Here is a 21,754-nt window from a genome sequence, read left to right on the forward strand (position 1 = left end):
GCGTTCATCGGCCGAGCTCCTCGATCACTTCCGTCGTCGTGGTGACCAGGGCACAGCGCTCAGCGGCGTAGTCGAGGGCCAGCCGGTGGTAGGCCTCGGTGAAGTCGGCGACGGCGTCGGCCACCAGGAACGTCTCGATGTCGTTGGTGAAGGCCTCCACCGCGGTGGACAGGACGCCGATGTGCGCGTACACGCCGCAGAGGACGAGCTGGTCGCGTCCGTGGGCGCGCATCCGGTCCAGCAGGTCGGACCGGAAGAACGCGCTGTAGCGCCACTTGGTGAGCAGCCAGTCGTCCGGTCCGGGGGTGAGGGGCGCCACGATCTCCCGGTCGGCGGGAGCGACGTCCATGCCCGGCCCCCAGAAGTCCTTGAGCAGTCCGCGCTGTTCGTCGGTCATGCCACCCGGCTGCGCGGTGTACGCGACGGGCATGCCGGAGGCGAGCGCCTGTTCGCGGAGCCGGGTCGCGTTCCGCACCAGGTCGGCGCCGGGAGCCCGGTCCTCGGGGAACTGCCGGAGGAAGTACCGCTGCATGTCGTGGACGAGCAGGACCGCGCGGTCCGGATCGGCTTTCCAGACCGCCGTGTTGGCGGGCAGGTCGCCGGCCCGGGGCAGCGGATAGGGCTGGATGGGGGGTATGCCTGGCATGGCCTTCCTCGTATCGCTGAATCGATGTGCCGATGTGCCGATGTGCCCCTGGCTCGGTGGGGCGGCAGGGCGAGGGGTCGACGGGTCCGTCAGACGCCGAGGCTCGCGCCGCCGTCGACGGTGAGGTCGTGCATCGTGATGTGCGCGGCCTGGTCCGAGAGGAGGAACGCCACCGCCTCGGCCACGTCCGAGGGACGGGCCAGCTTGCCGAGCGGGATGCCGACCCGGTAGGCGTCGGGCGATCCGTCGAGGGTCGCGGTGCGCCCGTGGTCGTCCTTCCACATGGACGTGAGCATCGGCGTCTCGGTGGAGCCGGGCGCGACCACGTTGCACCGGATGCCGTACCGGGCGACCTCCAGGCCGAGGCACTTGGTGAACATGGTCGCGGCGGCCTTGGACGCCGCGTACGCGGCCATGTCCACGCGTGCCGTGCCGGCCGCGTTGGAGGCGATGGTGACGACGGACCCCGAGCGCCGCGGGACCATGCGGTCGACCGCGGCGCGCGACATGAAGAACACACCGGTGGTGTTGACGGCGAAGGTCGCCGCCCAGTCCTCGTCGGTGAGGTCCCGGGCCTTGCCCAGGCGCAGTACGCCCGCCCCGTTGACCAGGTGGTCGAGCGGCCCCAGGGTGTCCTCGACGTCCGCGACCAGGCGCTCGGCCGCCGCACTCGTGGTGACGTCGGCGGGGAACGCCCGTACCCGGAGCCCGGCGGCGGCCAGTTTCCCGGTCACCTCGCTCAGCCGGCCGGCGTCCTTGTCCACCGCGGCCACCGAGGCCCCGCGTTCGCCGAGGGTGCGGACGACGGCCTCGCCTATTCCGCCTGCGGCTCCCGTGACCAGCGCGATCTTTTCCTGCATGATGAACAGGTCTCCTTTCAGCGGCGCCAGGCCGAGGCGACTTCCACGGCCTGCCGGGGATTGAGCCGCGGGTCGCAGAAGCTCGTGTACTTGTCTCCGACCGAATCCAGGTGAGTTGCGTCGGCAACGCATTCCGTGACCTGGTCCGGAGTGGTTTCCAGGTGCAGGCCGCCGGGAATTCCGCCGGCGGCCGCCACGGATTCCTGGAATTCCTCGACCTCGCGTACGAGGCTCTTCACGAAACGCGTCTTCAGGCCGTCGGGACCGCACTCGGTGTTGCCGTGCATCGGGTCGGACAGCCAGATCACCGGGTGCCCGGCGGCGCGGACGGCGGCGACCAGGGCGGGGAGCCTGTGGGGTGCCGTGCCGGCGCCCATCCGTGCGATGAGCGTCAGCCGCCCGGGGACCCGGCCGGGGTCCAGCCGCTCGCACAGGCGCAGCAGTTCCTCCGGTGTCATGGTCGGCCCCACCTTGCAGGCCACCGGGTTGCGCACGGCCGCCAGGAGCGCCACGTGGGCGCCGTCCGCCTGCCGGGTGCGTTCGCCGATCCACGGCCAGTGCGTCGAGGTGAGCAGCAGGCCGCCGTCGTCCTGCCGGCGCAGCATGGGCAGTTCGTAGTCGAGGAGGAGGGCCTCGTGGCTGGTCCAGACGGGGGCCTGCGCGCGCCGGGCGCTGCCGGCCCAGCCGAGGTGTGCCATGACCTCGGCGGCGGCCCGGTGGCCGGTCAGCAGGCGCCGGGGGTCGGGACGGCGCAGTACCGGGTCGGGGTTCGGATCGTTGACCATGTGCCCGCGGTAGACGGGCAGTTCGACACCCTGGACGGTTTCGGTGGGCCTGGAGCGCGGCTTGGCGTACTGACCGGCGAGCCGGCCCACGCGTACCACGGGGCGGCCCGTGTTGACGCGCATGACACCCGCCAGGAGGTCGAGCACCGCGGCCTTGCGGGCGACGTCCACGCGGCCGTTCTCCGCCCAGTCCTCGGCGCAGTCCCCGGCCTGGATGACCTGGGCGTTCCCCTGGGCGACCGTCCCGAGGTGGTCGTGCAGCAGGGTCACGTCCGCGGCCTCGACGAGCGGCGGCAGCGCGCTCAGTTCCCGCCTCGCCCGCTCCGTTTCGGGACGGCCTCGCCAGTCGGGCTGCTGGAGAGCGGGGAGCGATTCGATGTAAGCGAGCTCGCTGTCCAACTCGGTTCCTCTCATGGGATGCAGAAGGATTTATTCGGCTGAACTCGTGAGTTGCTTCACCGATTCTGCGGAATCGTGGAACCTCCGTAAAGCGGAGAACCGTTACTTCGTCATGTCCCGGCGGGTCGGGACGAATTCACCCACGGGTCGAGGCAAATTCATGCGACCGGGTTCGAGAATTCCCGGAAAGCACGGCGTCCCGCTTTCGTGACCCTATGGGCCACGAAACCGGGACGCCGTGAATCGGGTGCGGGGACCCGGTGGCGGGATCAGGTGGTGACGCCGCCGTCGACGACGAGGTCGTGGCCGACGACGAAGCTCGACTCGTCGGACGCCAGCCACAGCACCGCGTTGACGATCTCGTCGGTCGCCGCGACGCGCGCGATCGGAACCGTCGTGGCCAGCCGGGCCGCACGGTCGGCGTCGGTCTCCCCGGGACGCAGCGACATGCTGGTGTCCGTGGCGCCGGGGCTCACCGCGTTGATGCGCACGTTGTCCTTGATGTGGTCCAGGGCGGCGACGCGGGTGAGGGTGCTCACGGCGGCCTTGGACGCGGCGTAGGCGGCCATGCCGGGGCGGCGCCCGTGGTAGCCGATGTTGGACGCGGTGTTGACGATGACGCCGCCGCCGTGCGCCCGCATGTGCCTGATCTCCTGCTGCATGCCGATCAGGACGCCGTTGAGGTTGACGTCCAGTACGGACTGCCACGCCGCCAGGTCCAGGTCGCCGACCGGGGTGGGCTTGCCGAAGACGCCCGCGTTGTTGTGCGCGACGTGCAGGCCGCCGTGGCGCTCCACCGTGGTGCGCACCAGGCGTTCCATGTCCTCGGGCCGGGTGACGTCGGCGACGACGGCGTCGGCCGTGCCACCGTCCTCTTCGACGAGACGCACGGTCTCCTCGATGGATTCCGGCCGGGCTCCGGCAGCGACCACGGTGGCGCCCTCGCGGGCGAAGGCCCTGGCGCTGGCCCGGCCGATGCCGGCTCCGGCCCCGGTGACGATGACGACCTTGTCCTTGAAACGGGCGGTCATGGGGGGGTGCTCCTCGGTACATGTCGTGATGGATGGGAAATCAGGGTGCCTCGGGGTGACGACGGAAGGAGCGGGGTCCTTCCGTCCGGCAGGCGGAGGGAGCGGGTTCCTTCAGCTTCCGTCCCGAAGCGGGCGCGGGCGCAGCAGGACGAGCACGCAGACCCCGGCGGCACCGAAGGCCACGGCCGCGACGGTGAAGGCGAAGCCGTAGCCGGAGGTCAGGGCGGACGCCGCGCTCGCGCCCTTGTGCACCAGGTCCGTGGTGCGTCCGGTGGCCAGGGTCACCAGGACGGCGAGCCCGATGGCCGGCCCGGCCTCCAGCGCGGTGTTGACCACGGCGCCGGCGAGACCGGCCTGCTCCTGCGGGACGTCGGTGGTCGCGGTGACGGTGGATCCGGCGAAGACGAGCGCCACCCCCGCCGGAAAGAGCACCAGTCCGGCCAGTACCGCGCCCGTGTACGGCGTGTCCGTGCCGATCCGGCCCAGTGCCGCCAGCCCCAGTCCGGCGAGCACCAGCCCCGTGACCAGCACCACGCGCGCCCCGAAGCGCTGCACCAGCCTGCCCACGCTCAGTCCGCTGACGACGAGGGTCAGCCCGAACGGCAGGAACGCCGCCGACGTCTCCAGCGCGGAGTAGCCCCGGACCTCCTGGAAGTACAGCGCGAGCATGAAGAAGATCGTGGTGATCCCGGCGGCGCCCAGGAAGACCGCCAGCAGCGCCATCGCCCTGCGGGGGGAGGCGGGGAACGACAGCGGCAGGAGCGGCTGGGGCACCCGCGCCTCGGTGACGACGAACGCCAGCAGCAGCGCACCGCCGCCGATCAGGGTGGAGAGCGCCACCGGGGAGGTCCAGCCGCGTTCCGGTGCCTCCACCAGGCCGTAGCTGAGCAGCGCGATCCCCGTGGTGACCAGGACGGCCCCGAGGACGTCCAGCCGGCCGCCGCGCGGGGCCGCGCCCTCGGGGACCAGCCGGGGGGCGGCGACGAGGGTCACCGCCGTCACCGCGACGGGCACGACGAACGCCCAGCGCCAGGAGTTCGACGAGGCCACCACCCCGGACAGCAGCATCCCGGCGGTCCCGCCGGAGGCCGCGAGCCCGCCCCAGACCGCCATGGCGCGGGCGTGCCGCGCGGGTTCGGGGTGCACGACGCTGACCAGCGCCATCGCGGCCGGTACGGCGAGTGCGGCACCGGCGCCCTGGGCGAAGCGCGCGGCCAGCAGGGTCCACAGGCCCGGGGACACCGCCGCCAGTACCGAGCTCGCCCCGAAGATCCCGGTACCGAGGAGGAACATCCGCCGGCTGCCGTACAGGTCGGACAGCCGGCCGCCCAGGAGCAGCAGTCCGCTGAACGACATGCCGTAGGAGGCGGAGAGCAGGGCGAGTTCCGCCCGGTCGAGCCCGAACTCGTGCTGGATGTCCGGGAGTACGACGTTGAGCACGCTCATGGCGAGGATGAGCACGAACTGGACCGACGCCAGCAGCGCGAAGGCCACGCCTCGTCTCCTGCCGGGTGCCGCTTCGGCGGCCGTCCGGGGCGGCTCCGTCCGCTCGGCCGCGACGACGTCATGCTGCTGCACAGCTCGCCTCACGTGTGGTCGGGAAGGGTGATGGACTGCGAGTGCCGGAAGGTGTTCCGGGGGTCGTACGCGGCCTTGATCTGCTGCAGCCGCGGATAGTTGCCCTTGTAGTAGAGCGTGTACCAGGGCACGCCGGTGGTGTTGACCTTCGGGTCGGTGATGTCGGCGTCCGGGTAGTTGATGTAGCAGCCGTCCGTGGCCGCGCCCGGCACGGGATAGCCCCCGGTGGCCGAGAAGACCTCGCCGTACACGTCACGCACCCAGCCGATGTTCGCGGCGTCGTCGTCGGCGCCCGACCAGAAGCTCTGGAACAGCCCCTTGAAGATCGAGTCCCGCTGCGCCGACACGGTGTCGCCGGAGCCCACGGTGTTGATCTTCCCGCCGTAGGAGAGGAGGACGACCATGGACGCGGGGTTCTCCTGGTCGGTGCGCGTCAGGTGCCGGTACATCGCCGCGGCCTGCGCCGTGGTGACGTTCTTGCGCAGGTAGGCGGACTTGTGGTGGCCGCGCAGCGTCGGATTGGTCAGGGTCGGGTTGCTGGTGCCCAGCAGCTTGACGGAGTGCAGCCACGGGAGTCGCTGCGGTGTGAACAGGTCGGGCAGCGCCGCCAGTTCGCCGACCGGCTCGGACATCGGGCGTACGGCCGTGTCGGACAGCGCGGAGGTGACCTCGGTGAGGAAGTCGTCGAGCACCTTCTCGGCGTCGGGGACGGTGGCGTCGATCTGGGTGAGCAGGCCGATGCTGCCGTTCGCCTGGTGGTTCATCATCAGGAAGCTGCACAGCGAGGCCGCGGCGGAGTCGGCGGAGCCGTTCTTCTCGTGCCAGGCGCCGAACTTCTGCACGAGCGACGTGAAGGCGTCCTTGTCCAGCTCGCTCCAGGGCAGGGCGAGCGCGCTGACGAGAACCTCCTTCGGGGGCTTGGGCAGGAGCGCGGAGGGGTCGGTGCCGGTGGCACCGGGGCTGCGGAACCAGTACCGGGTGATGACGCCGAAGTTGCCGCCGCCACCGCCGGTGTGCGCCCACCACAGGTCGCGGTTGGGGTCGGCGGCCTCGCGCGTGGCCACCACGCTGCGGGCCCTGCCGTTCGCGTCCACGACGACCACCTCGACCGCGTACAGGTGGTCGACGGTCAGGCCGTGCCGCCGGGACAGCATTCCGTAGCCGCCACCGCTGATGTGTCCGCCCGCCCCCACGGAGTAGCACATGCCGCCGGGGATGGTGACGCCCCAGCCCTTGAAGAGGGAGTCGTAGACATGGAGCAGCGTCGCTCCCGCGCCCACTTCGAAGGCGTTGAGCTTCTCGTCGTAGGCGACGGTGTCGAGCAGGGAGGTGTCGATGACGACCCGGACCTCGGGGTTGAAGACGAAGTCCGCGTAGCAGTGGCCGCCGCTGCGCACCGAGATCCGCTTGTTGCCGTCCACGGCCTCCTGAACGGCGCGCACCACCTGCCCGGTGGTCCGCACCAGCCGGACGGAGTCGGGCCGGGCCACCCAGCGGGAGTTGTTGCCGACGACGAGGTCGGCGTAGCGGGGGTCGCCCGGAAGGACGGTGACAGCGTCGGGGGCGGCAGAGGCAGCGGTGTCGGCCGTCGCCGTCGGGGCGGTCTCCAGGGTCGTGGCGGCTATCGCGGCGGCCGTGCCGGCCAGGACACTTCGTCTTTTCATGGAACCGCGTTCTCTTTCTGTGTCGGTGCAAGCTTGTGGACAGCCGTACAGGGTCGGGTGGACGGCCGTACCGGGTCCGGGAATTGCCGGGTGGTCAGTCGCCCCAGATCAGGCCGAGTCCGAGACGCTCCGAAAATTCCGCGGTGCGGTCGGCCGACCACGCGTCGCCGACCGGTGCCGAACCGCGCAGTCGAATCGGATAGCCGGTCTCCGAGAAGAACCTCTCGAATCCACCGGGAGTGGTGATGACATAGAAACGGGCGGTTTCGCTCTCCACCAGGTAGGAATGCGGCACACCACGCGGAAGAAACAGCACGCCGGCGCCGTTGACGATTTCGGTGCGGTCTCCGACGGTGAGGACGACTTCCCCTCCCTCGACGATGAAGATCTCGTCCTCCAGCGTGTGGGTGTGGCGCGGTGCGCGCTCCCCCATCACCGCGCTGAAGTGCGTGATCCCCAACGCGCCGCCGGTCTCCTCGGCGGCGAGTTTGGTGGTGACCACCGACCCCTTTCCCCAGAGCCGGGAAATCCCCTCGCCGTCGCGGCGAATCACCGGCGACCGTCCGTCGAGCTCTGCGGTCAAGGCCCCTCCAGAGAACACTGCGATTACTCGCTCACCAGTCCTCCGGGAGCCTCACACGCCGCCCTCACCGCCTGCAACGCACCCGGACTTAGTTTGTCAGGTGTCACCCGACGGCCCCGCGCGGCACATGACGAGCCGTCACGCAAATCGTGACGCATACTTTGTCAGGTCGCCGCGACGTGATCACGCAGTAACTCGGCCGTTATCGCCGCATGCACAAAAGAGAAATGCCAGGGCCTAGAATCACGGCTGCCCTTTGCATCCTGTTCGGCTGCTGGAACGGAGGCAGTCATTGACCACGTGGCCGCGCTCGCAACGCAGTGGCGTCCCGGACCAGCTCGCGGCGGAGGGGGTCACCCTCTGGCTGGACGACTACCACCGCGGCCGGCTGGCCGACGGCAGCCTGCGGCGGCTGGTGGCCGACGGGCTGGTCGGCGGGGTCATCTCCAGGCCCGCGGCCGTCGCCCGCGCCGTCTCGGACACCACCGCCTACCAGGACCAGCTGACCGGACTCTCCGGCGCCGCCGCCCCGGCCGAGGACCGCGTCTACGCACTCATCGCCGAGGACGCCCGTGCAGCCTGCGCGGCGCTGGAACCGGTGTTCCGGGCGACGAAGGGCATGCACGGCTGGGTCTCCCTGGGCATCTCGCCCCGGCTGGCCGGGAACGCCCGGGCCATGGCCGACCACTCCAGGCGGCTCGCGGAGATGGTCGACCGCCCCAACGTACTGATCCGGATTCCCGTCGTGGGCAGGGGACTTGCGGCCGCCGGTGACGTGCTCGCCCACGGGGTCGGCGTGCACCTCAGCTCCGTGTACTCCGTGCAGCGGTACGCCCAGGCGGTGGACGTCTACTTCCGCGGCCTGGAGCGCGCCACGGCCGACGGTCACCCCGCGTCCGCCGTCGCCTCCCTCGTCTCCCTGGACGTCGGCCATCTGAACGCCCGCGTCGACGCCGTGCTGGACGGCTCGGCGGACCCCCGCGCCGCCGCGCTGCGCGGACAGGCCGGCGTGGCCGTCGCGCGGCTCGTCTACCGCCGTTACGAGGAGAGCCTCGGCGGTCCGCACTGGCGCTCCCTGGTGGCCGGCGGCGCCCGCCCCCAACGCCTGCTCTGGACGTCGGAGAACGCGCCGGAGTCCCCACGGGCCGCGGTGACCCGCGTCGAACGGCTCATCGCCTGGATGACCTCGCACGCCGTGCCCCGGCAGGGGCTCGAAGCGCTGGAACGCCACGAGGGGTTCCACGGCGACACCCTGTCGGGTGAACACGGCCCGGCCTGCCGGGTGCTGGACGCGTACGGCTGGGTCGGCATCGCCTTCGACTCGCTCGCGCACGAACTGGAGACCGCCGCGATCGAGAGCGAACGTGCCGCGTGGAGCCGACTCCTGACGGCAACTCAGACGGGCTGAGTCACCGTCCGAGCGGGCCGGCCACGAGCCCGGTCCGGTGCACGGCACTGCCGTACCGCTCCGGACGGGACTCGCCGGAACGTATCTCCACCAGGAAGTGCTCGACCGCGTCCCCCCGGTCGACGACGACGTGCCGGGCGAGCACCCTCAGTTGCCGTCCCGCTTCCTCGGCGATCCGGTGCAGTCCGTCCGCGTCTCCCCTGCTGCTGAAGTGCAGCAGGGCCCGGCCGTCGTCCGTCAGCCGGCGCGGTGCCTCGTCCACATACCTGCGGTGCGCTTCGTATCCGGGGTCCACATAGGCGCGTTCCAGGGGAGTGACGAACCGGTAGTCCTCCGGTGCACGGACGTACGGCGAACTCCAGACGATGGTGTCGAAGCGCTGCCCGGCGGGGAGCGCTTCGAAGAGGTCGCTGTGCACGGCCAGGACCCGGTCGGCGACGCCGTGCCGACGCGCGTTGAGCACGGTGTTCGTCACGGCCTCGGCGTTGATGTCGCAGGCGAAGACCCGCTCGCAGCCCGCGAGGGCGGCGGTCACGGCGACGACTCCGGTGCCGCAGCCGACCTCCAGGAACGAGCCGCGCCAGGGGCGGCGGCCGGAATCGGAGAGGCCGAGCAGGTCCAGGACGATCTCGGTGGTGCCCGCGTGCACGGGGGCGAAGACCGTGTCGAGCAGGTCCCACTCCCTGCCGCGCAACGAGAACTCCCCGCGCCGGTGCTCCGCTCGCATGGAGTCACGGCTGCGTTCGAGCGAACGTAGATAACTCTTGATCTCGGACATCCGTCCCCCGACGTTCCCCTCTGTGTGACGGGCACCGCCTTCGGCGTGCCCCGTCACCGTTCGTATCCCCGTGATCACGGGCCCCGGCACGATCCTTCCGTGCCGTCCCGACGGGCGACAGGTGATCAGACCACACATCCGGCCGGGGAGAGAGGTGGCTCGGCCACCACCCGTGCGCGCTCGGGCGAGCGCGGACGGTGGTTGCCGCCGCAGGTCCCCAAGCTTAGGCTCTCTAAGGAGCTACTTGCTTGATCACGGGGGAAGATGATGAAGGGACAGGTGTCGGCCACGTCGCCCGATGCGATGTCCGTGCTGGAACTGCTCGCCGAAGGGGCACCGGCGGCGCGGTTCGAGGAACTGCTGCGCACCGCCCGGCAGGAGGAGGTGTCCGACGACACCCTCGCCGAGCTCGACCAGGCCGTCCGCCTGGCCTCGTCCGTCCAGTCCCGGATCGGCCATGCGCAGCAGCGGGAGGCCGGGCTCGCCGCGCTCGTGGACACCGCCCACGACCTCACCCTGGTGCACGGCATGGACGCGCTGCTGCACGAGATCGCACGCCGGGCACGCCGGCTGCTGAACTTCGACATGGCCTACATCGGACTGCGCGACGCGGACGCCGAGGGCCGGGCGTCCTCCATCCGCGCCGCGGAGGGCGAGACCACCTCGCGCAGCGTGGGCCTGCAGACCTCGGACGACTCCGGCCTCGGCGGTCTCGTCCAGCGGAGCGGGGCACCCGCCTGGAGCCCCGACTACCTGACCGACAGGGACATTCCGCACTCCCCGGACATCGATGCCGTCGTTCGGGCCGAGGGTCTGCACGCCATCCTGGCGGTTCCGCTCGGCTACGGCACCAAGGTCTTCGGCACCCTCTACGGCGCCGACCGGAAGGTGCGGTACTTCACGCCGGACGAGATCAGCCTCCTGCGGTCGCTCGGCAAGCTCGCGGGCGTCGCCATCGAACGCGCGAGGCTGCTGGAGGAGACCCGCGCCGAGGTGACCGAGCTGGAACTGGACACCTCCCGCGCCCGGAGCAGTCTCGACGTGCAGCGCCGCGTCGAGGCCGCCTACATCCGGCTGATCGACCTGGTGCTCAGCGGCTGCGACCCGCAGACCCTCGCCGAGGCGGCGGTCAGGGAGCTGTCGGGGGCGATGGTCGTCAGGGACTGCCTCGGACGCAAGGTCGTCGTGACCGGCACACCGCCCGAGCTCGCCGAGGCCGACGTGCTCAGGTGGACCTACGACGCCCACGCGGCCGGCTGCCCGGTGCCGATGACCGAGGGCGGCTGGGTCGCGCCGGTCACGGCCGGCGGCGAGAACCTCGGCGCCGTCCTGCTGGTCCCCGACGAACCGCTCACGGACGGCTTCGGAGTGCGGTTGCTCCAGCTCACCGCGCGGGCGGTCGCCCTCATCCTGTTGCTGCAGCGCACCTCGACCGTGGCCCACGACCAGATCCGTGACGAACTGTTGGAGGAGTTGCTCGGCGACGTCGGGCCGCTGCCGCGCCATCTGGTGACGCAGGCCCGCCGGCTCGGCATCTCCATCGACGAACCGCATGTGATGGTGGTGGCCCGGCCCGAGGGAGGCCCGGGCGGCCGGGCCGCCGCGTGGGCGTCGTCGTACGCCCATCGCATGTCCGGGCTCACGAAGTTCCGGGACGGCTGTGTGACGCTGCTGGTCCCCGGCGCGGACCCGCTCGCCGCGGCCACCGCCGTGTCCGCTGAGCTCGCGCCGGTGGTCGGACATCCCGTCACGGTCGGGGCGGCCGGGCCGGTCTCGGGCCCGGGCCACGTCGCGCAGGCCCACCGCGAGGCCCTCAGCTGCCTGGAGGCGCTCACCGAACTGGGCAACCTCGGTGGTGTCGCCACCCCGCAGCAGATGGGCTTCCTCGGCGTCCTGCTCTCCGAGACCCACGGCATCGGCGACTACATCGAGGCCGTGATCGGTCCCGTACTGGACTACGACACCCAGCGCTTCACCGAGCTGACCCGCACCCTCGACGCCTATTTCGCCTCCTCCGCCAGCCCGACGCGCGCGGCGGCGAGTCTGCACGTCCACCCCAACACGGTGTCCAGGCGGCTGGAGCGCATCGCCGAACTCCTCGGAGCCGACTGGCTGGAACCCGAGCGGGCACTGGAGATCCAGCTGGCTCTGCGGCTGCACCGCACCCGGCGGACCCTGCAGCACCGGCAGGCGAACTCCGGGGCGGCGGGGAACACCGGTGACCAGGCTCCGCAAGGGGCGGCGGACTAGGGGCCGGTGGCGCAAGGAAGGTCAGGCGGAGGGCCTCAGCTCGCAAAGACGCGGCCGGCCCGGTTCGTCCGCCCCGGACTCCAGTACCGACACGGCGTGCGCGACGGAGGCCAGGGTCATGTGACGGTGCCAGCCCCTGAACGAGCGCCCCTCGAAGTCGCGGACGCCCACCCGCTCGCCGATCTGCTTCTCGTCCTGGGCCACGCGCCGGGCAAGCCAGGTCAACCGCACGAGATCACCGAGCGGTGCCGTCGCCGGAGCCGCGAGCCACAGCGCCGTCGGCGCCTTTCCGCGTTCGTGCCACTCGCCGATCAGCGACAGCTCGGGCCCGGAGTCCGGCCGGGGCAGCCGTACCCGGACCGCCGCCGCGAGCGTGGTGCCCCGCACCGGCCCCGGGGCGGCACCCACCGGACGGCGCAGGCCCCGCGCGGACTCCATGATGCGGCCGGCCGGCAGCGTTCCCGCGCGGTACCCGGGCATGGCGCGGTCCGCCACGGTCAGCCGGGTACTCGCCGTCACCCGGATGAGCAGGGGGATCCGCGCTTCGGCGAAGGGCCGGACGACCCCGCCGAGACCCGTCACGTGGGTGTCCAGCACGACGGGACGCCTCGGCACACCCCACCGGTCCGGCAAGGTCAGCGCCGTGGCCGTCGCACACTCGTCCGGTGTCTCCGCCTCGGCGCTGTCGGGAATCTCCGCCCTGCGACGCATGCTCGCGTTTCCGAGCCAGGACTCGGGAAGGTGCAGCCGCCACTGGAGGGGGACGCTGGTCCCCTCGGTCGCGGCCCAGGCCCCGAAGGCCAGCTGGCCGTTGAGCACCTGTCCGTGCTCCGGGGCGAACTGCCGTTCCACCCCGACCGAGTGCCCGCCCGCCTTCGCGATGAACAGCGGCCGTACGACCCAGGCGCGTGGTGCCAGCGCCTGCGTGACGTGGCCGGCGAGCGCCTCGCGGATGGGCGACCAGTCCCAGGTGGAGCTGCTGATGAAGTGGTGCAGGCTCTGCTCGGCCGCGGGCCCGCCGACGGATGCGGCGATGTTCCGGATCGACTTGCGTCCCTTCGCCGCCAGCAGCCCGCTCAGATAGTGCCGCGCCTTCAGCCGCTGATCACTGCGGCGGAACGACGCGAAGAGCGCCGCGCTGAACTCGTCACCCAGGCCGGTGACGTCCCGATCGCCTGATCGTATTCGGTGGCTGGAGACAACCTGTGCGTTCATGTTTCCCCCGTTCGCCAGCTCCGTGGCTGTGCCACAAGACTGGCTGCCCACGCCCGGCAACGGGAGGTAGACCGGGCACACACCTGCGAGCGACGACGGTTGCCCGGCCACACCCCGGGGGCCGGCCGGGCCCCCTCGACCGGAGGCCCGTCGGAGGAAAGCCCAAGATCAGTCGGAGGTCACCGGCAGAACGTCCGGCGAGAGCGCGCCGGCATGGGCGGAAGCGCTTGTCACACGGCGGCGGTGGTGGCGCCGGCACAACACCTCGTAGCCGACCTCCGCCGCGGGGCTGCTCACGTCACCGACGACGACCTGCTCGCCCTCCACCACCATCTCGCCGCCCACCGTGCGGGCGTTGTGCGTGGCACGCGCCCCGCACCAGCACATCGCCTCCACCTGGAGGGTCTCCAGGCGGTCCGCCAGCTCGATCAGCCGCCGCGAGCCGGGGAAGAGCTTGGTGCGGAAGTCGGTGGTGATACCGAAGGAGAAGACGTCCAGGCCGAGGTCGTCGACGACCCGCGCCAGCTGGTCGATCTGCTCCGGCTCCAGGAACTGCGCCTCGTCCACGATCAGGTAGTCGACCCTGCCGCCCTGCGACACCCGGTCGACGACGTGGGCGTACAGGTCCATGCCCGGCACCGCCTCGACCGCGTCGGTCACCAGCCCGAGCCGCGACGAGAGCTTCCCCTCCCCCGCCCGGTCGTCCCGGGTGAAGATCAGACCCTGCAGCCCCCTCGCGGACCGGTTGTGCGCGATCTGCAGCGCCAGCGTCGACTTCCCGCAGTCCATCGTTCCGGAGAAGAACACCAGCTCGGGCATGAGAAGTTGAGCACCTTTCGGCGAATCGTGGGGGCAGGGTGTCAGGAGCGTACTTCGAGCAGCGGCACGAGCTGCTCGGCGGGGGTCATCGAACCGTGGTTGCCGACCATCGCCGACTCCTTGGGCTCCCGCTCGGAGGCGATGATCAGGACGTCGTCGTGCGCGGCCGCGACCACGTCGCCGATCCGGTCGTAGACCCGCTCCTCGAACCGGTCCGGCGGGCCGAACCAGCCGGCCGCGATCGCCTCGTCCCGCGAGGCCACCCAGAACTGCTCGCCGAGCACCTCGCGCCAGCAGGTCAGGACGTCGTTCGCGGCGCCGGGCACCGCGTAGACGTGCCGGGCCCGGCCCTCGCCGCCGAGCAGGGCGACGCCTGCCTTCAGCTCCCAGTCCTCGTCGAAGTCGATGCGGTGCTGTTCGTCGAAGGGGATGTCGACCATGCCGTGGTCGGCGGTGACGTACAGCGCGCTGCGCGCCGGGAGCTGCTCGGCGAGCCGCTGCACGAGCCGGTCGACGTGCATGAGCTGGCCCCGCCAGGTGTCGGAGTCCACGCCGTAGCGGTGCCCGGCCCCGTCCAGTTCGGCGTAGTACGTGTAGACCAGGGCACGGTCGGCGGCGGCGAGCTGCTCCGCCGCGAGGTCCATCCGCTCCTCGCCGGTCAGCCGCCCGTGAAACGTTCCGCCGCTGAGCGCGACCTTGGTGAGCGGGGTGTGCTCGAAGTGCGGGGAGGAGACCTGGGCCGCGTGCACGCCGGCGTCCTGGGCGAGCTGGAAGACGGTGGGGTACGGCTGCCAGGCGGCCGGGTCGGTCCAGGGCTGCCAGCGCAGCTGGTTCATCAGCTCCCGGGTCTGCGGGTTGCGGACCGTGTAGCCGGGCAGGCCGTGCGCGCCCGGGGGCAGGCCGGTGCCGACGGAGGCGAGGGAGGTCGCGGTGGTCGCCGGGTAGCCGGCGGTGAGGGGCCGTCCCGTGCCGCCGCGCGAGCTGCCGAGCAGCGAGGTGAGGAAGGGCGCCTCGTCCGGGTGGGCCTTGATCTGCTCCCATCCCAGACCGTCGATCAGGAAGACGCAGTTGCGGTCGGCGGGCGTCAGCTCCGCGATCGACGCGGTCATTCCGGGTACGGCCATGCCCGCGGCCAGGGTGGGAAGCAGGTCGGCGAGGGAACCGCTGCCGTACTCGGGCAGCGGCGCGGAGCCGAGGGCGAGGGGTTCCGGATGGTCCCAGGCGGCGTAGGCCATCAGCGGGTGACGTCCGCGGTCGCCTCGGAGATGGCCTGCGCGAAGGCGAGCGCCTGGCGCACCGTCTCCGGGCCGTCCCCGGCCTCGCTGACCCGCAGGCTGAGGTCGTCCGCCGTGGAGTTGCCGGTGTAGCCGTGGTCGGCCTCGCAGTTGGGGTCGCCGCAGGCGGCGGGCTCCAGGTCGATGCGGGAGACGGCGCCCCAGCCGATGGTCAGCACGATCTCGCGGGGCAGGGTGCCCGGCGTGTACTGCTCCGGGTTGGCCACGACCCGGCTCACCACGACCGACGAGATCCGGCCGAGCTTGACCGACTCGGTCGAGGTGGTCGCGTACGGCGTCGGGGAGGTGCTGTCGGCGGCCTGCTCGTCGGTGTGGCTGACGATGAAGCGGTTGCCGGTGAGGACGAGCACGGTCACGTGCCGCCGCACCTCGTTCTGGTCGAACGTCGTCTCCTGGTGGACCAGGTACGACCGGATCGGCTCGCCGCCGATGGCGGCCTCCACCGCCTCGGCCACGAGGGCCGGGTAGTAGCCGCTGCGCTCGATCGCGACACGCAGCCCCTGGGTCGTCGTACTGGTCTTGGCCATGGCGTCCATCCTAATCCGTGGGCAAGGGGACCCGGGCCAGTCGTGCGCGGCCGCGTCCGGCGCCACCGCGGTCGCCCGCGGCCGCGTCGAACGCCGCCGAGGAGTGCGGGCGTTCGTCCCGGTCGGCGGGCGGTCAGTAGGCGGGCAGGGTGCGGGGCCCCAGATCGTCGCGGGCCGGCGGAGGCGCGAGGCGCACGGTGGCCCCGAGGACGCTCACGCCCTGCCGGGCGACCACGACCGGCTCGAGGGTGACCGCGACGACCTCGGGGTGGTCGTCGACCAGCCGGGAGACCCTGAGCAGCAGCTCCTCCAGGGCGGGCGTGTCGACGGGGGCCGAGCCGCGCCAGCCGAACAGCAGGGGCGCGGTCCGGATCGAACGCACCAGTGAGGTGGCGTCCCGGTCGGTGACCGGAACCAGTCGGTGCGCCATGTCCCCGAGCAGCTGCGAGGCGGCCCCGGCGAGGCCGAAGGACACCACGGCTCCGGCGGCCGGGTCGATCACGGCGCGTACGACGGTGTCGACGCCCCGGGGAGCCATCCGCTGCACCACCGGCCGCAGCTCCTCGGGCGGGCCGAACAGCTCGCTCAACTCCTCGTACGCCCGGCGCAGTTGCTCCTCGTCCGCCAGGTCGAGCCGCACCCCGCCCAGGTCGGCGCGGTGGCGCAGGTGGGGGGCGGTGGCCTTGAGGGCGACGGGGTAGCCGAGGTCGCGGGCGGCTGCGACGGAGGCATCGGGGGTAGGGGCGGGCAGCGCGCGGTGCACGTCGATGCCGTACTTGCCGAGCAGCCGGCAGGTCTCCTCGACGCCGATGGTGAGCCCTTCGCCGCGTTCGAGCAGCCCGCCGATCAGCTCGGCGGCGCCCTGCTCGTCGATGTCGTCGAACTCGGGCACCTTCCCGGGCTCGGCGGCCTCCCGCTGCCACTGCGCGTACTTCACGGCTTCGGCAAGCGCTCGAACGGCCCGCTCGGCGGCGGGGTAGGCGGGGATGAGACGGGAGTAGGGGAGTTTCGCCGGTACCGCGGTGGGCAGGCGCTCCGCAGGGCGATGGGGGTCCCCCCGCTCGAGCGAAGCCGAGAGTGGGGGAGGGTGGGCACCGCCACCGCCACCGGGTGCCGGTGCAGCCGCTTGCGGTGCGGTACGGCCCGCAGCCGACAGCGCCTCCGCCAGCCCCCCGAGTTCCACGTGCACCACAAGCACCGGCTTCCCGGGAACCCCCTCCGCCGCCGACCTGAGCGCCTCCGCCAGCTCCGCGTCCCCCACCGTCCCCTCCCCGATCGTCGGAATCGCCGTGACGACCACCGCGTCGCACGACTCGTCCGCCAGCGCCCGCGACAGCGCCCGGTGGAAGTCCGCCGCGGACGCCCCGGTCGTCAGGTCCAGCGGCCGCGCCGGGCGCAGCCCCTCCGCCAGGCACCGGTCGTACGTCAGCAGCCCGAGCGACTCCGAGTTGCCGAGGATCGCCACCCGCGGCCCCGCCGGCAGCGGCTGCCGTGCGAGCAGCAGCCCCGCGTCGACCAGCTCGGTGATGGTGTCGACGCGAATCACCCCGGCCTGCCTGAGCAGCGCGGACACCGTGGCGTGCGGCAGCCGCGTCGCCCGTACCGCGTGGCCCGGGGGCGCCTGCCCCGCCCCCTGCACCACGACCAGCGGCTTCGCCGCTCCCGTCCGCCGGGCGAGACGCGTGAACTTGCGCGGGTTGCCGATGGACTCCAGGTACATGAGGACGACGTCCGTCTCGGGGTCGTCGTACCAGTACTGGAGGACGTCGTTGCCGGAGACGTCCGCGCGGTTGCCGGAGGAGACGAAGGTGGAGACGCCCGTGGTGCCGGTGACGCCGCCGCCGCGCCGGTGCAGCCGGGAGAGCAGGGCGATGCCGATGGCGCCGGACTGGGCGAACAGGCCGATGCGGCCGGGGCGGGGCATCTCGGGTGCGAGGGAGGCGTTCAGCCGGACGTCGGCCGCGGTGTTGATGATCCCGAAGGCGTTGGGGCCGATGATGCGCATGCCGTACGTGCGGGCCTGCCGCACGAGCGCGCGCTGGCGCTCCCTGCCGTCGGGACCGCTCTCCGCGTACCCGGCGGCCAGGACGACGAGACCCTGGACGCCGTGCTCGCCGCACTCGGTGACGACCTCGGGGACGTGCTCGGCCGGTACGGCGACCACGGCGAGGTCGACAGGCCCGCCGATGTCCCGCACGGAGCGGTGCGCGGGCACCCCGTCGACCTCCTTGAGGTCGTCCGGGAAGGCTTGGTTCACGGCGTGCAGGCGGCCGGTGAAGCCGGCGTCCCGCAGGTTGCCGAGGACGCTGCGGCCGACCCCGCCGGGCGCGCGGCCGACGCCGATCACGGCCACGGACCCCGGTGCCAGCAGGCGTCGTACCGAACGGGCCTCCGCACGCTGCTCGCGGGCGCGCTGCACGGCGAGGGAGCGGTCCGTGGGCTCCAGGTCGAACTCAAGACGCACGACGCCGTCCTCGAAGCTGCGCTTCTGGGTGTAGCCGGCGTCCATGAACACCTTGATCATCTTGGTGTTGGCGGGCAGCACCTCGGCGGCGAAGCGGCGGATCCCGCGCTCGCGGGCGACGGCCGCGATGTGCTCAAGGAGGGCGGAGGCGACGCCCCGGCCCTGGTGGGCGTCCTGGACGAGGAAGGCGACCTCGGCCTCGTCGGCGGGCGCGGAGGCGGGCGTCCCGTCGGCGCCAATGCGGTCATAGCGTACGGTTGCGATGAACTCGCCGCCGATGGTGGCCGCGAGTCCCACCCTGTCCACAAAGTCGTGGTGCGTGAAGCGGTGGACGTCCTTGGCGGAGAGCCTGGGGTAGGGCGCGAAGAAGCGGTAGTACTTCGACTCGTCCGAGACCTGCTCGTAGAAGCTGACCAGGCGCTCGGCGTCATCAACGGTGATGGGCCGGATGCGCGCGGTACCCCCGTCGCGCAGCACCACGTCAGCCTCCCAGTGGGACGGGTACTCGTGCCGGTCCTGCGGGTCCGCCGGGGTCTGCATGGGCCCCAGAGTACGGCTCGCGTCCGACAACGGCGCGAGGCAGTCTGTGGAGGACGGACGTCGGACCGAGGCCGCGGTCCGACGACACACCCGGAGGGGTTCACGCGCCCTCCGGGCATGCTTCACGATATGGGAAACTGGTCTAGACAACCCTGAACACCGAAGGGCAGCATCACATGGCTGAGCGCCGCGTCAACGTCGGCTGGGCCGAGGGCCTCCACGCCCGCCCCGCTTCCATCTTCGTCCGGGCCGCCACGGCCGCAGGTATCCCGGTGACGATCGCCAAGGCCGACGGCAACCCCGTCAACGCGGCCTCCATGCTGGCTGTCCTGGGGCTGGGCGCCCAGGGTGGGGAGGAGATCGTCCTCGCCTCCGACGCCGAGGGCGCCGACGCCGCCCTCGACCGCCTGGCCAAGCTGGTCGCCGAGGGTCTCGAGGAGCTCCCCGAGACCGTCTGAGCGCCCGACGCCCGCACGGTCCGAGGCCGCGCCACTCCCTCGGGGGTGGCGCGGCCTCGCCGCGTTCCCGCCGCCCCACCCGGGCCGGCCGTCACATGCCGCAATTCCATGACAGCCGCACATGACTTCGCGACGGGGCCGCCCATGGCTTTACGACGACCCCGTCCCGGAGTTTGTGAAGACCCGGACGCCCGGCTTTACCGCGCGCACACGAAAGAAGCGCGACCGCTAATTCCTGGCGCGCGTGAATTCGGGCACGGAAAACAGCCCCCGCCGAATAACACCTCTTTGTATACGGCGCGCGTGTTAATGCCGCAGGCCCGACATGTTTACGGGGTGTTGCGAAGTCCTCACGCCGTTCGCCCGTTCGGTGGCGCCGGGAAAGCGCAGCCGGTGGGAGACCGTCGAGCGCTCGGTGTGCAGGGCCGTGATCGCCCGGGCGCGGTCGCCGTCGCCGCGCGCCACGGCGTCCACGATGGCGCCGTGCTCCGTCCAGGACTCCACGGGGTTGGCCGGCGTCTCCACGGTGTACATCCAGGCGATCTTGTGGCGGAGCTGGGTGAGCGTCGAGGTCAGGGCGTGGCTGCCGGAGGCCTGCGCAAGGGTCTCGTGGAACCAGCCGCCCAGCGAGCGCAGGTCCTCGCTGTTGCCCCGCCTGGCCCGCTCCTGCCCCAGCCTGACCAGTCCGCGCAGCACCTTGAGGTGGGCCTCGGTGCGGCGCTGGGCGGCCCGGGAGGCGCCGAGCGGCTCCAGGAGCATGCGCATCTCCAGCAGGTCGGCGGCCTCCTGCTCGGTCGGTTCGGCCACGCACGCGCCCGCGTGCCGGCGCGTCACTACGAAGCCCTCGGCCTCCAGGGTGCGCAGGGCCTCACGGACGGGGACGCGCGAGACCCCGTAACGGCGGGCCAGGAGTTCCTCGGTGAGCCGGCTGCCGCGCTCGTAGACACCCGCGACGATGTCGTCCCGGATCGCCGTGCATACCGAGTGCGCCGGAATACGCATGTCCGACCTCCGCCTTAATCCCCGTGAAACGCCGCCGAGTGGCGCCCGTTCCGTGACTCTATTGCAATGAGCCGGAATTTCCGACGGGGGGCCGGAATCCAGGGATATATTTTGGACAGCGGGGGCACGAAAACGACGAAAGCCCCGGCACTGAGGCCGGGGCTTCGGAAGATCTCACGGGTTGTCGCCGGGCTGGCAGCGTGTTGCCATGCCGGGTTCGCCTCGGTGGCCGGGTGCGGGCGCGTGGGGGTTGCTCGCGCAGTTCCCCGCGCCCCTTCAGGGGCGCTGCGCGTGACGCCCCTGAAAGGGGCGCGGGGAACTGCGCGACCGGCCACGACACACCCGCACCCCTGGCACGCACCGCAACCACGTCGGTCCCGGCGCGACGCCCGTCCCGCTCCCGTCAGACGTTCACGCCGTGCTTGCGGAGGTAGGCGACCGGGTCGACGTCGGAGCCGTACTCGGGGGTCGTGCGGGCCTCGAAGTGGAGGTGGGGGCCGGTCGTGTTGCCGGTCGCGCCGGACAGACCTATCTGCTGGCCCGGGGTGACCTTCTGGCCCACCGAGACGCCGATGGACGACAGGTGGCCGTACTGGGTGTACATGCCGTCGGCCATCTTGATGACGATCTCGTTGCCGTACGCCCCGCCCCAGCCCGTGGAGACGACCGTGCCGGTGCCGACGGCGTGCACGACCGTACCGCTCGCGGCGTGGAAGTCGATGCCGGTGTGGGCGCCCGAGGACCACAGGGAGCCGCCGGTCTTGTAGCCGGTGGAGACGTAGGAGTCGCTGATCGGCGCGACGAAGGTGTTGAGGCGCTTGCGCTCGGCCTCGCGGGCGGCGCGTACCTTGGCCGCGCGCTCCTTTGCGGCCTGCTCCGCGGCCTTCTTGCGGGCGGCCTCCTCGGCCGCCTTGCGCTCGGCGACCGCCTTCTGGGCGGCGGCCTGGGCGTCGATCTGCTCGGCGACGGAGTCACTGATCGTGATGACCGGGGTGAGGCCGGTCTGCTCGACGGAGTTCTCGGCGGCGAGCGCCGGAGCGGCGGAGACGGTGCCGATGACACCCGTGGTGGTGAGGGCCGCGATACCGGCGGCCTGCGCGGTGGTGCGCTTCACCCGGCCGGGACGACGGTGCTTCCCGGAGGCGCACATGAACGCCATGTAGAGGCTGGTCCTTTCCTTCCCTCTCGCCTACCGGGTTAGCTGACGGGTTCGGAGCAGGAAGGTCTCCTACGGGCCCCCTCGCGACACGCGCGGGCGCCCGATTCACCCCAGGGACTGCGTGGGTCCCCGGCTCCCCTGGCTCGCGCCGTACGGGGACTCGGCGATGGCTGTCCGGTGCCGCGGACGCGGCGCGATGCCTGACGGACAGCCCGGAAGAACCTACGAGGGCCCGCCTTCAATGCTCAAACGGAACCCTGTTTTTGTCGCGCATCCCACAGGGCAGACAGGCA

At 71.9% G+C, this 21,754-nt stretch carries 18 protein-coding genes and 1 riboswitch; of the genes, 3 read left to right on the forward strand and 15 right to left on the reverse strand.

Going from position 1 to position 21,754, the window contains the following annotated elements; genetic code table 11:
• Positions 1 to 4: 4 nt before the first annotated feature.
• The 7 genes from ACZ4UV_RS42210 to ACZ4UV_RS42240 form a co-directional block, all read right to left on the reverse strand.
• Positions 5 to 646 carry an isochorismatase family protein gene (locus tag ACZ4UV_RS42210; RefSeq protein ID WP_390035051.1) on the reverse strand — a complete coding sequence of 214 codons (642 nt, stop codon included), beginning with the start codon at positions 644 to 646 and terminating at the stop codon, positions 5 to 7.
• Between the two features lie 89 nt (positions 647 to 735).
• Positions 736 to 1,506 carry a 2,3-dihydro-2,3-dihydroxybenzoate dehydrogenase gene (locus ACZ4UV_RS42215; RefSeq protein ID WP_451018895.1) on the reverse strand — a complete coding sequence of 257 codons (771 nt, stop codon included), beginning with the start codon at positions 1,504 to 1,506 and terminating at the stop codon, positions 736 to 738.
• Between the two features lie 17 nt (positions 1,507 to 1,523).
• Complete coding sequence (locus tag ACZ4UV_RS42220) at positions 1,524 to 2,690, reverse strand: 3-deoxy-7-phosphoheptulonate synthase (RefSeq protein WP_351499037.1); 1,167 nt, start codon at positions 2,688 to 2,690, stop codon at positions 1,524 to 1,526.
• A gap of 269 nt (positions 2,691 to 2,959) precedes the next feature.
• Positions 2,960 to 3,721 carry an SDR family NAD(P)-dependent oxidoreductase gene (locus tag ACZ4UV_RS42225; RefSeq protein WP_390035054.1) on the reverse strand — a complete coding sequence of 254 codons (762 nt, stop codon included), beginning with the start codon at positions 3,719 to 3,721 and terminating at the stop codon, positions 2,960 to 2,962.
• 111 nt (positions 3,722 to 3,832) lie between these two features.
• On the reverse strand, positions 3,833 to 5,299 hold the full coding sequence (locus tag ACZ4UV_RS42230) for an MFS transporter (RefSeq protein WP_451018897.1): 1,467 nt from the start codon (positions 5,297 to 5,299) through the stop codon (positions 3,833 to 3,835).
• 8 nt (positions 5,300 to 5,307) lie between these two features.
• Positions 5,308 to 6,963 carry an FAD-binding oxidoreductase gene (locus tag ACZ4UV_RS42235; RefSeq protein WP_467845416.1) on the reverse strand — a complete coding sequence of 552 codons (1,656 nt, stop codon included), beginning with the start codon at positions 6,961 to 6,963 and terminating at the stop codon, positions 5,308 to 5,310.
• Between the two features lie 94 nt (positions 6,964 to 7,057).
• Positions 7,058 to 7,546 (reverse strand): cupin domain-containing protein, encoded by a 489-nt coding sequence (locus ACZ4UV_RS42240; RefSeq protein ID WP_451018899.1) that lies wholly within the window; start codon positions 7,544 to 7,546, stop codon positions 7,058 to 7,060.
• Between the two features lie 292 nt (positions 7,547 to 7,838).
• On the opposite strand from ACZ4UV_RS42240, the gene ACZ4UV_RS42245 reads away from it, so the two are divergent.
• Complete coding sequence (locus tag ACZ4UV_RS42245) at positions 7,839 to 8,954, forward strand: transaldolase family protein (protein WP_451018900.1); 1,116 nt, start codon at positions 7,839 to 7,841, stop codon at positions 8,952 to 8,954.
• Position 8,955: 1 nt separating this feature from the next.
• On the opposite strand, the gene ACZ4UV_RS42250 is transcribed toward ACZ4UV_RS42245, so the two are convergent.
• On the reverse strand, positions 8,956 to 9,732 hold the full coding sequence (locus ACZ4UV_RS42250; protein ID WP_451018901.1) for a 50S ribosomal protein L11 methyltransferase: 777 nt from the start codon (positions 9,730 to 9,732) through the stop codon (positions 8,956 to 8,958).
• A 279-nt stretch (positions 9,733 to 10,011) separates the two neighbouring features.
• Between ACZ4UV_RS42250 and ACZ4UV_RS42255 the strand changes: the two genes are divergently transcribed.
• Positions 10,012 to 11,982, forward strand: coding sequence for a helix-turn-helix domain-containing protein (locus ACZ4UV_RS42255; protein WP_467845418.1), 1,971 nt, complete (start codon positions 10,012 to 10,014; stop codon positions 11,980 to 11,982).
• Positions 11,983 to 12,003: 21 nt separating this feature from the next.
• Here ACZ4UV_RS42255 and ACZ4UV_RS42260 read toward each other — a convergent pair whose 3' ends face one another.
• From ACZ4UV_RS42260 to ACZ4UV_RS42280, 5 genes are all read right to left on the reverse strand, one after another.
• Positions 12,004 to 13,197 (reverse strand): IS701 family transposase, encoded by a 1,194-nt coding sequence (locus ACZ4UV_RS42260; protein WP_451018903.1) that lies wholly within the window; start codon positions 13,195 to 13,197, stop codon positions 12,004 to 12,006.
• A 168-nt stretch (positions 13,198 to 13,365) separates the two neighbouring features.
• The gene (locus ACZ4UV_RS42265) at positions 13,366 to 14,016 is read right to left on the reverse strand and encodes a thymidine kinase (RefSeq protein WP_351499019.1); all 651 of its coding nucleotides are present in this window, start codon (positions 14,014 to 14,016) and stop codon (positions 13,366 to 13,368) included.
• Positions 14,017 to 14,057: 41 nt separating this feature from the next.
• The gene (locus ACZ4UV_RS42270) at positions 14,058 to 15,251 is read right to left on the reverse strand and encodes an alkaline phosphatase family protein (protein WP_390035062.1); all 1,194 of its coding nucleotides are present in this window, start codon (positions 15,249 to 15,251) and stop codon (positions 14,058 to 14,060) included.
• Positions 15,251 to 15,847 carry a DUF5998 family protein gene (locus tag ACZ4UV_RS42275; protein WP_093498645.1) on the reverse strand — a complete coding sequence of 199 codons (597 nt, stop codon included), beginning with the start codon at positions 15,845 to 15,847 and terminating at the stop codon, positions 15,251 to 15,253. Before ACZ4UV_RS42275 ends, ACZ4UV_RS42270 begins: the two co-directional genes overlap by 1 nt.
• Positions 15,848 to 15,971: 124 nt before the next feature.
• Positions 15,972 to 18,842, reverse strand: coding sequence for a bifunctional acetate--CoA ligase family protein/GNAT family N-acetyltransferase (locus tag ACZ4UV_RS42280; RefSeq protein ID WP_451018904.1), 2,871 nt, complete (start codon positions 18,840 to 18,842; stop codon positions 15,972 to 15,974).
• A gap of 176 nt (positions 18,843 to 19,018) precedes the next feature.
• On the opposite strand from ACZ4UV_RS42280, the gene ACZ4UV_RS42285 reads away from it, so the two are divergent.
• The gene (locus tag ACZ4UV_RS42285) at positions 19,019 to 19,300 is read left to right on the forward strand and encodes an HPr family phosphocarrier protein (protein ID WP_007385204.1); all 282 of its coding nucleotides are present in this window, start codon (positions 19,019 to 19,021) and stop codon (positions 19,298 to 19,300) included.
• 306 nt (positions 19,301 to 19,606) lie between these two features.
• Here ACZ4UV_RS42285 and ACZ4UV_RS42290 read toward each other — a convergent pair whose 3' ends face one another.
• Together ACZ4UV_RS42290 and ACZ4UV_RS42295 are read right to left on the reverse strand one after the other, a co-directional pair.
• Positions 19,607 to 20,302 (reverse strand): GntR family transcriptional regulator, encoded by a 696-nt coding sequence (locus ACZ4UV_RS42290; protein WP_351502842.1) that lies wholly within the window; start codon positions 20,300 to 20,302, stop codon positions 19,607 to 19,609.
• Between the two features lie 403 nt (positions 20,303 to 20,705).
• Positions 20,706 to 21,461 (reverse strand): M23 family metallopeptidase, encoded by a 756-nt coding sequence (locus tag ACZ4UV_RS42295; RefSeq protein WP_467845424.1) that lies wholly within the window; start codon positions 21,459 to 21,461, stop codon positions 20,706 to 20,708.
• A gap of 12 nt (positions 21,462 to 21,473) precedes the next feature.
• A riboswitch (cyclic di-AMP (ydaO/yuaA leader) is annotated at positions 21,474 to 21,637 on the reverse strand.
• Positions 21,638 to 21,754: the final 117 nt, after the last annotated feature.

It is taken from the genome of Streptomyces sp. NPDC028289 (assembly GCF_055565975.1).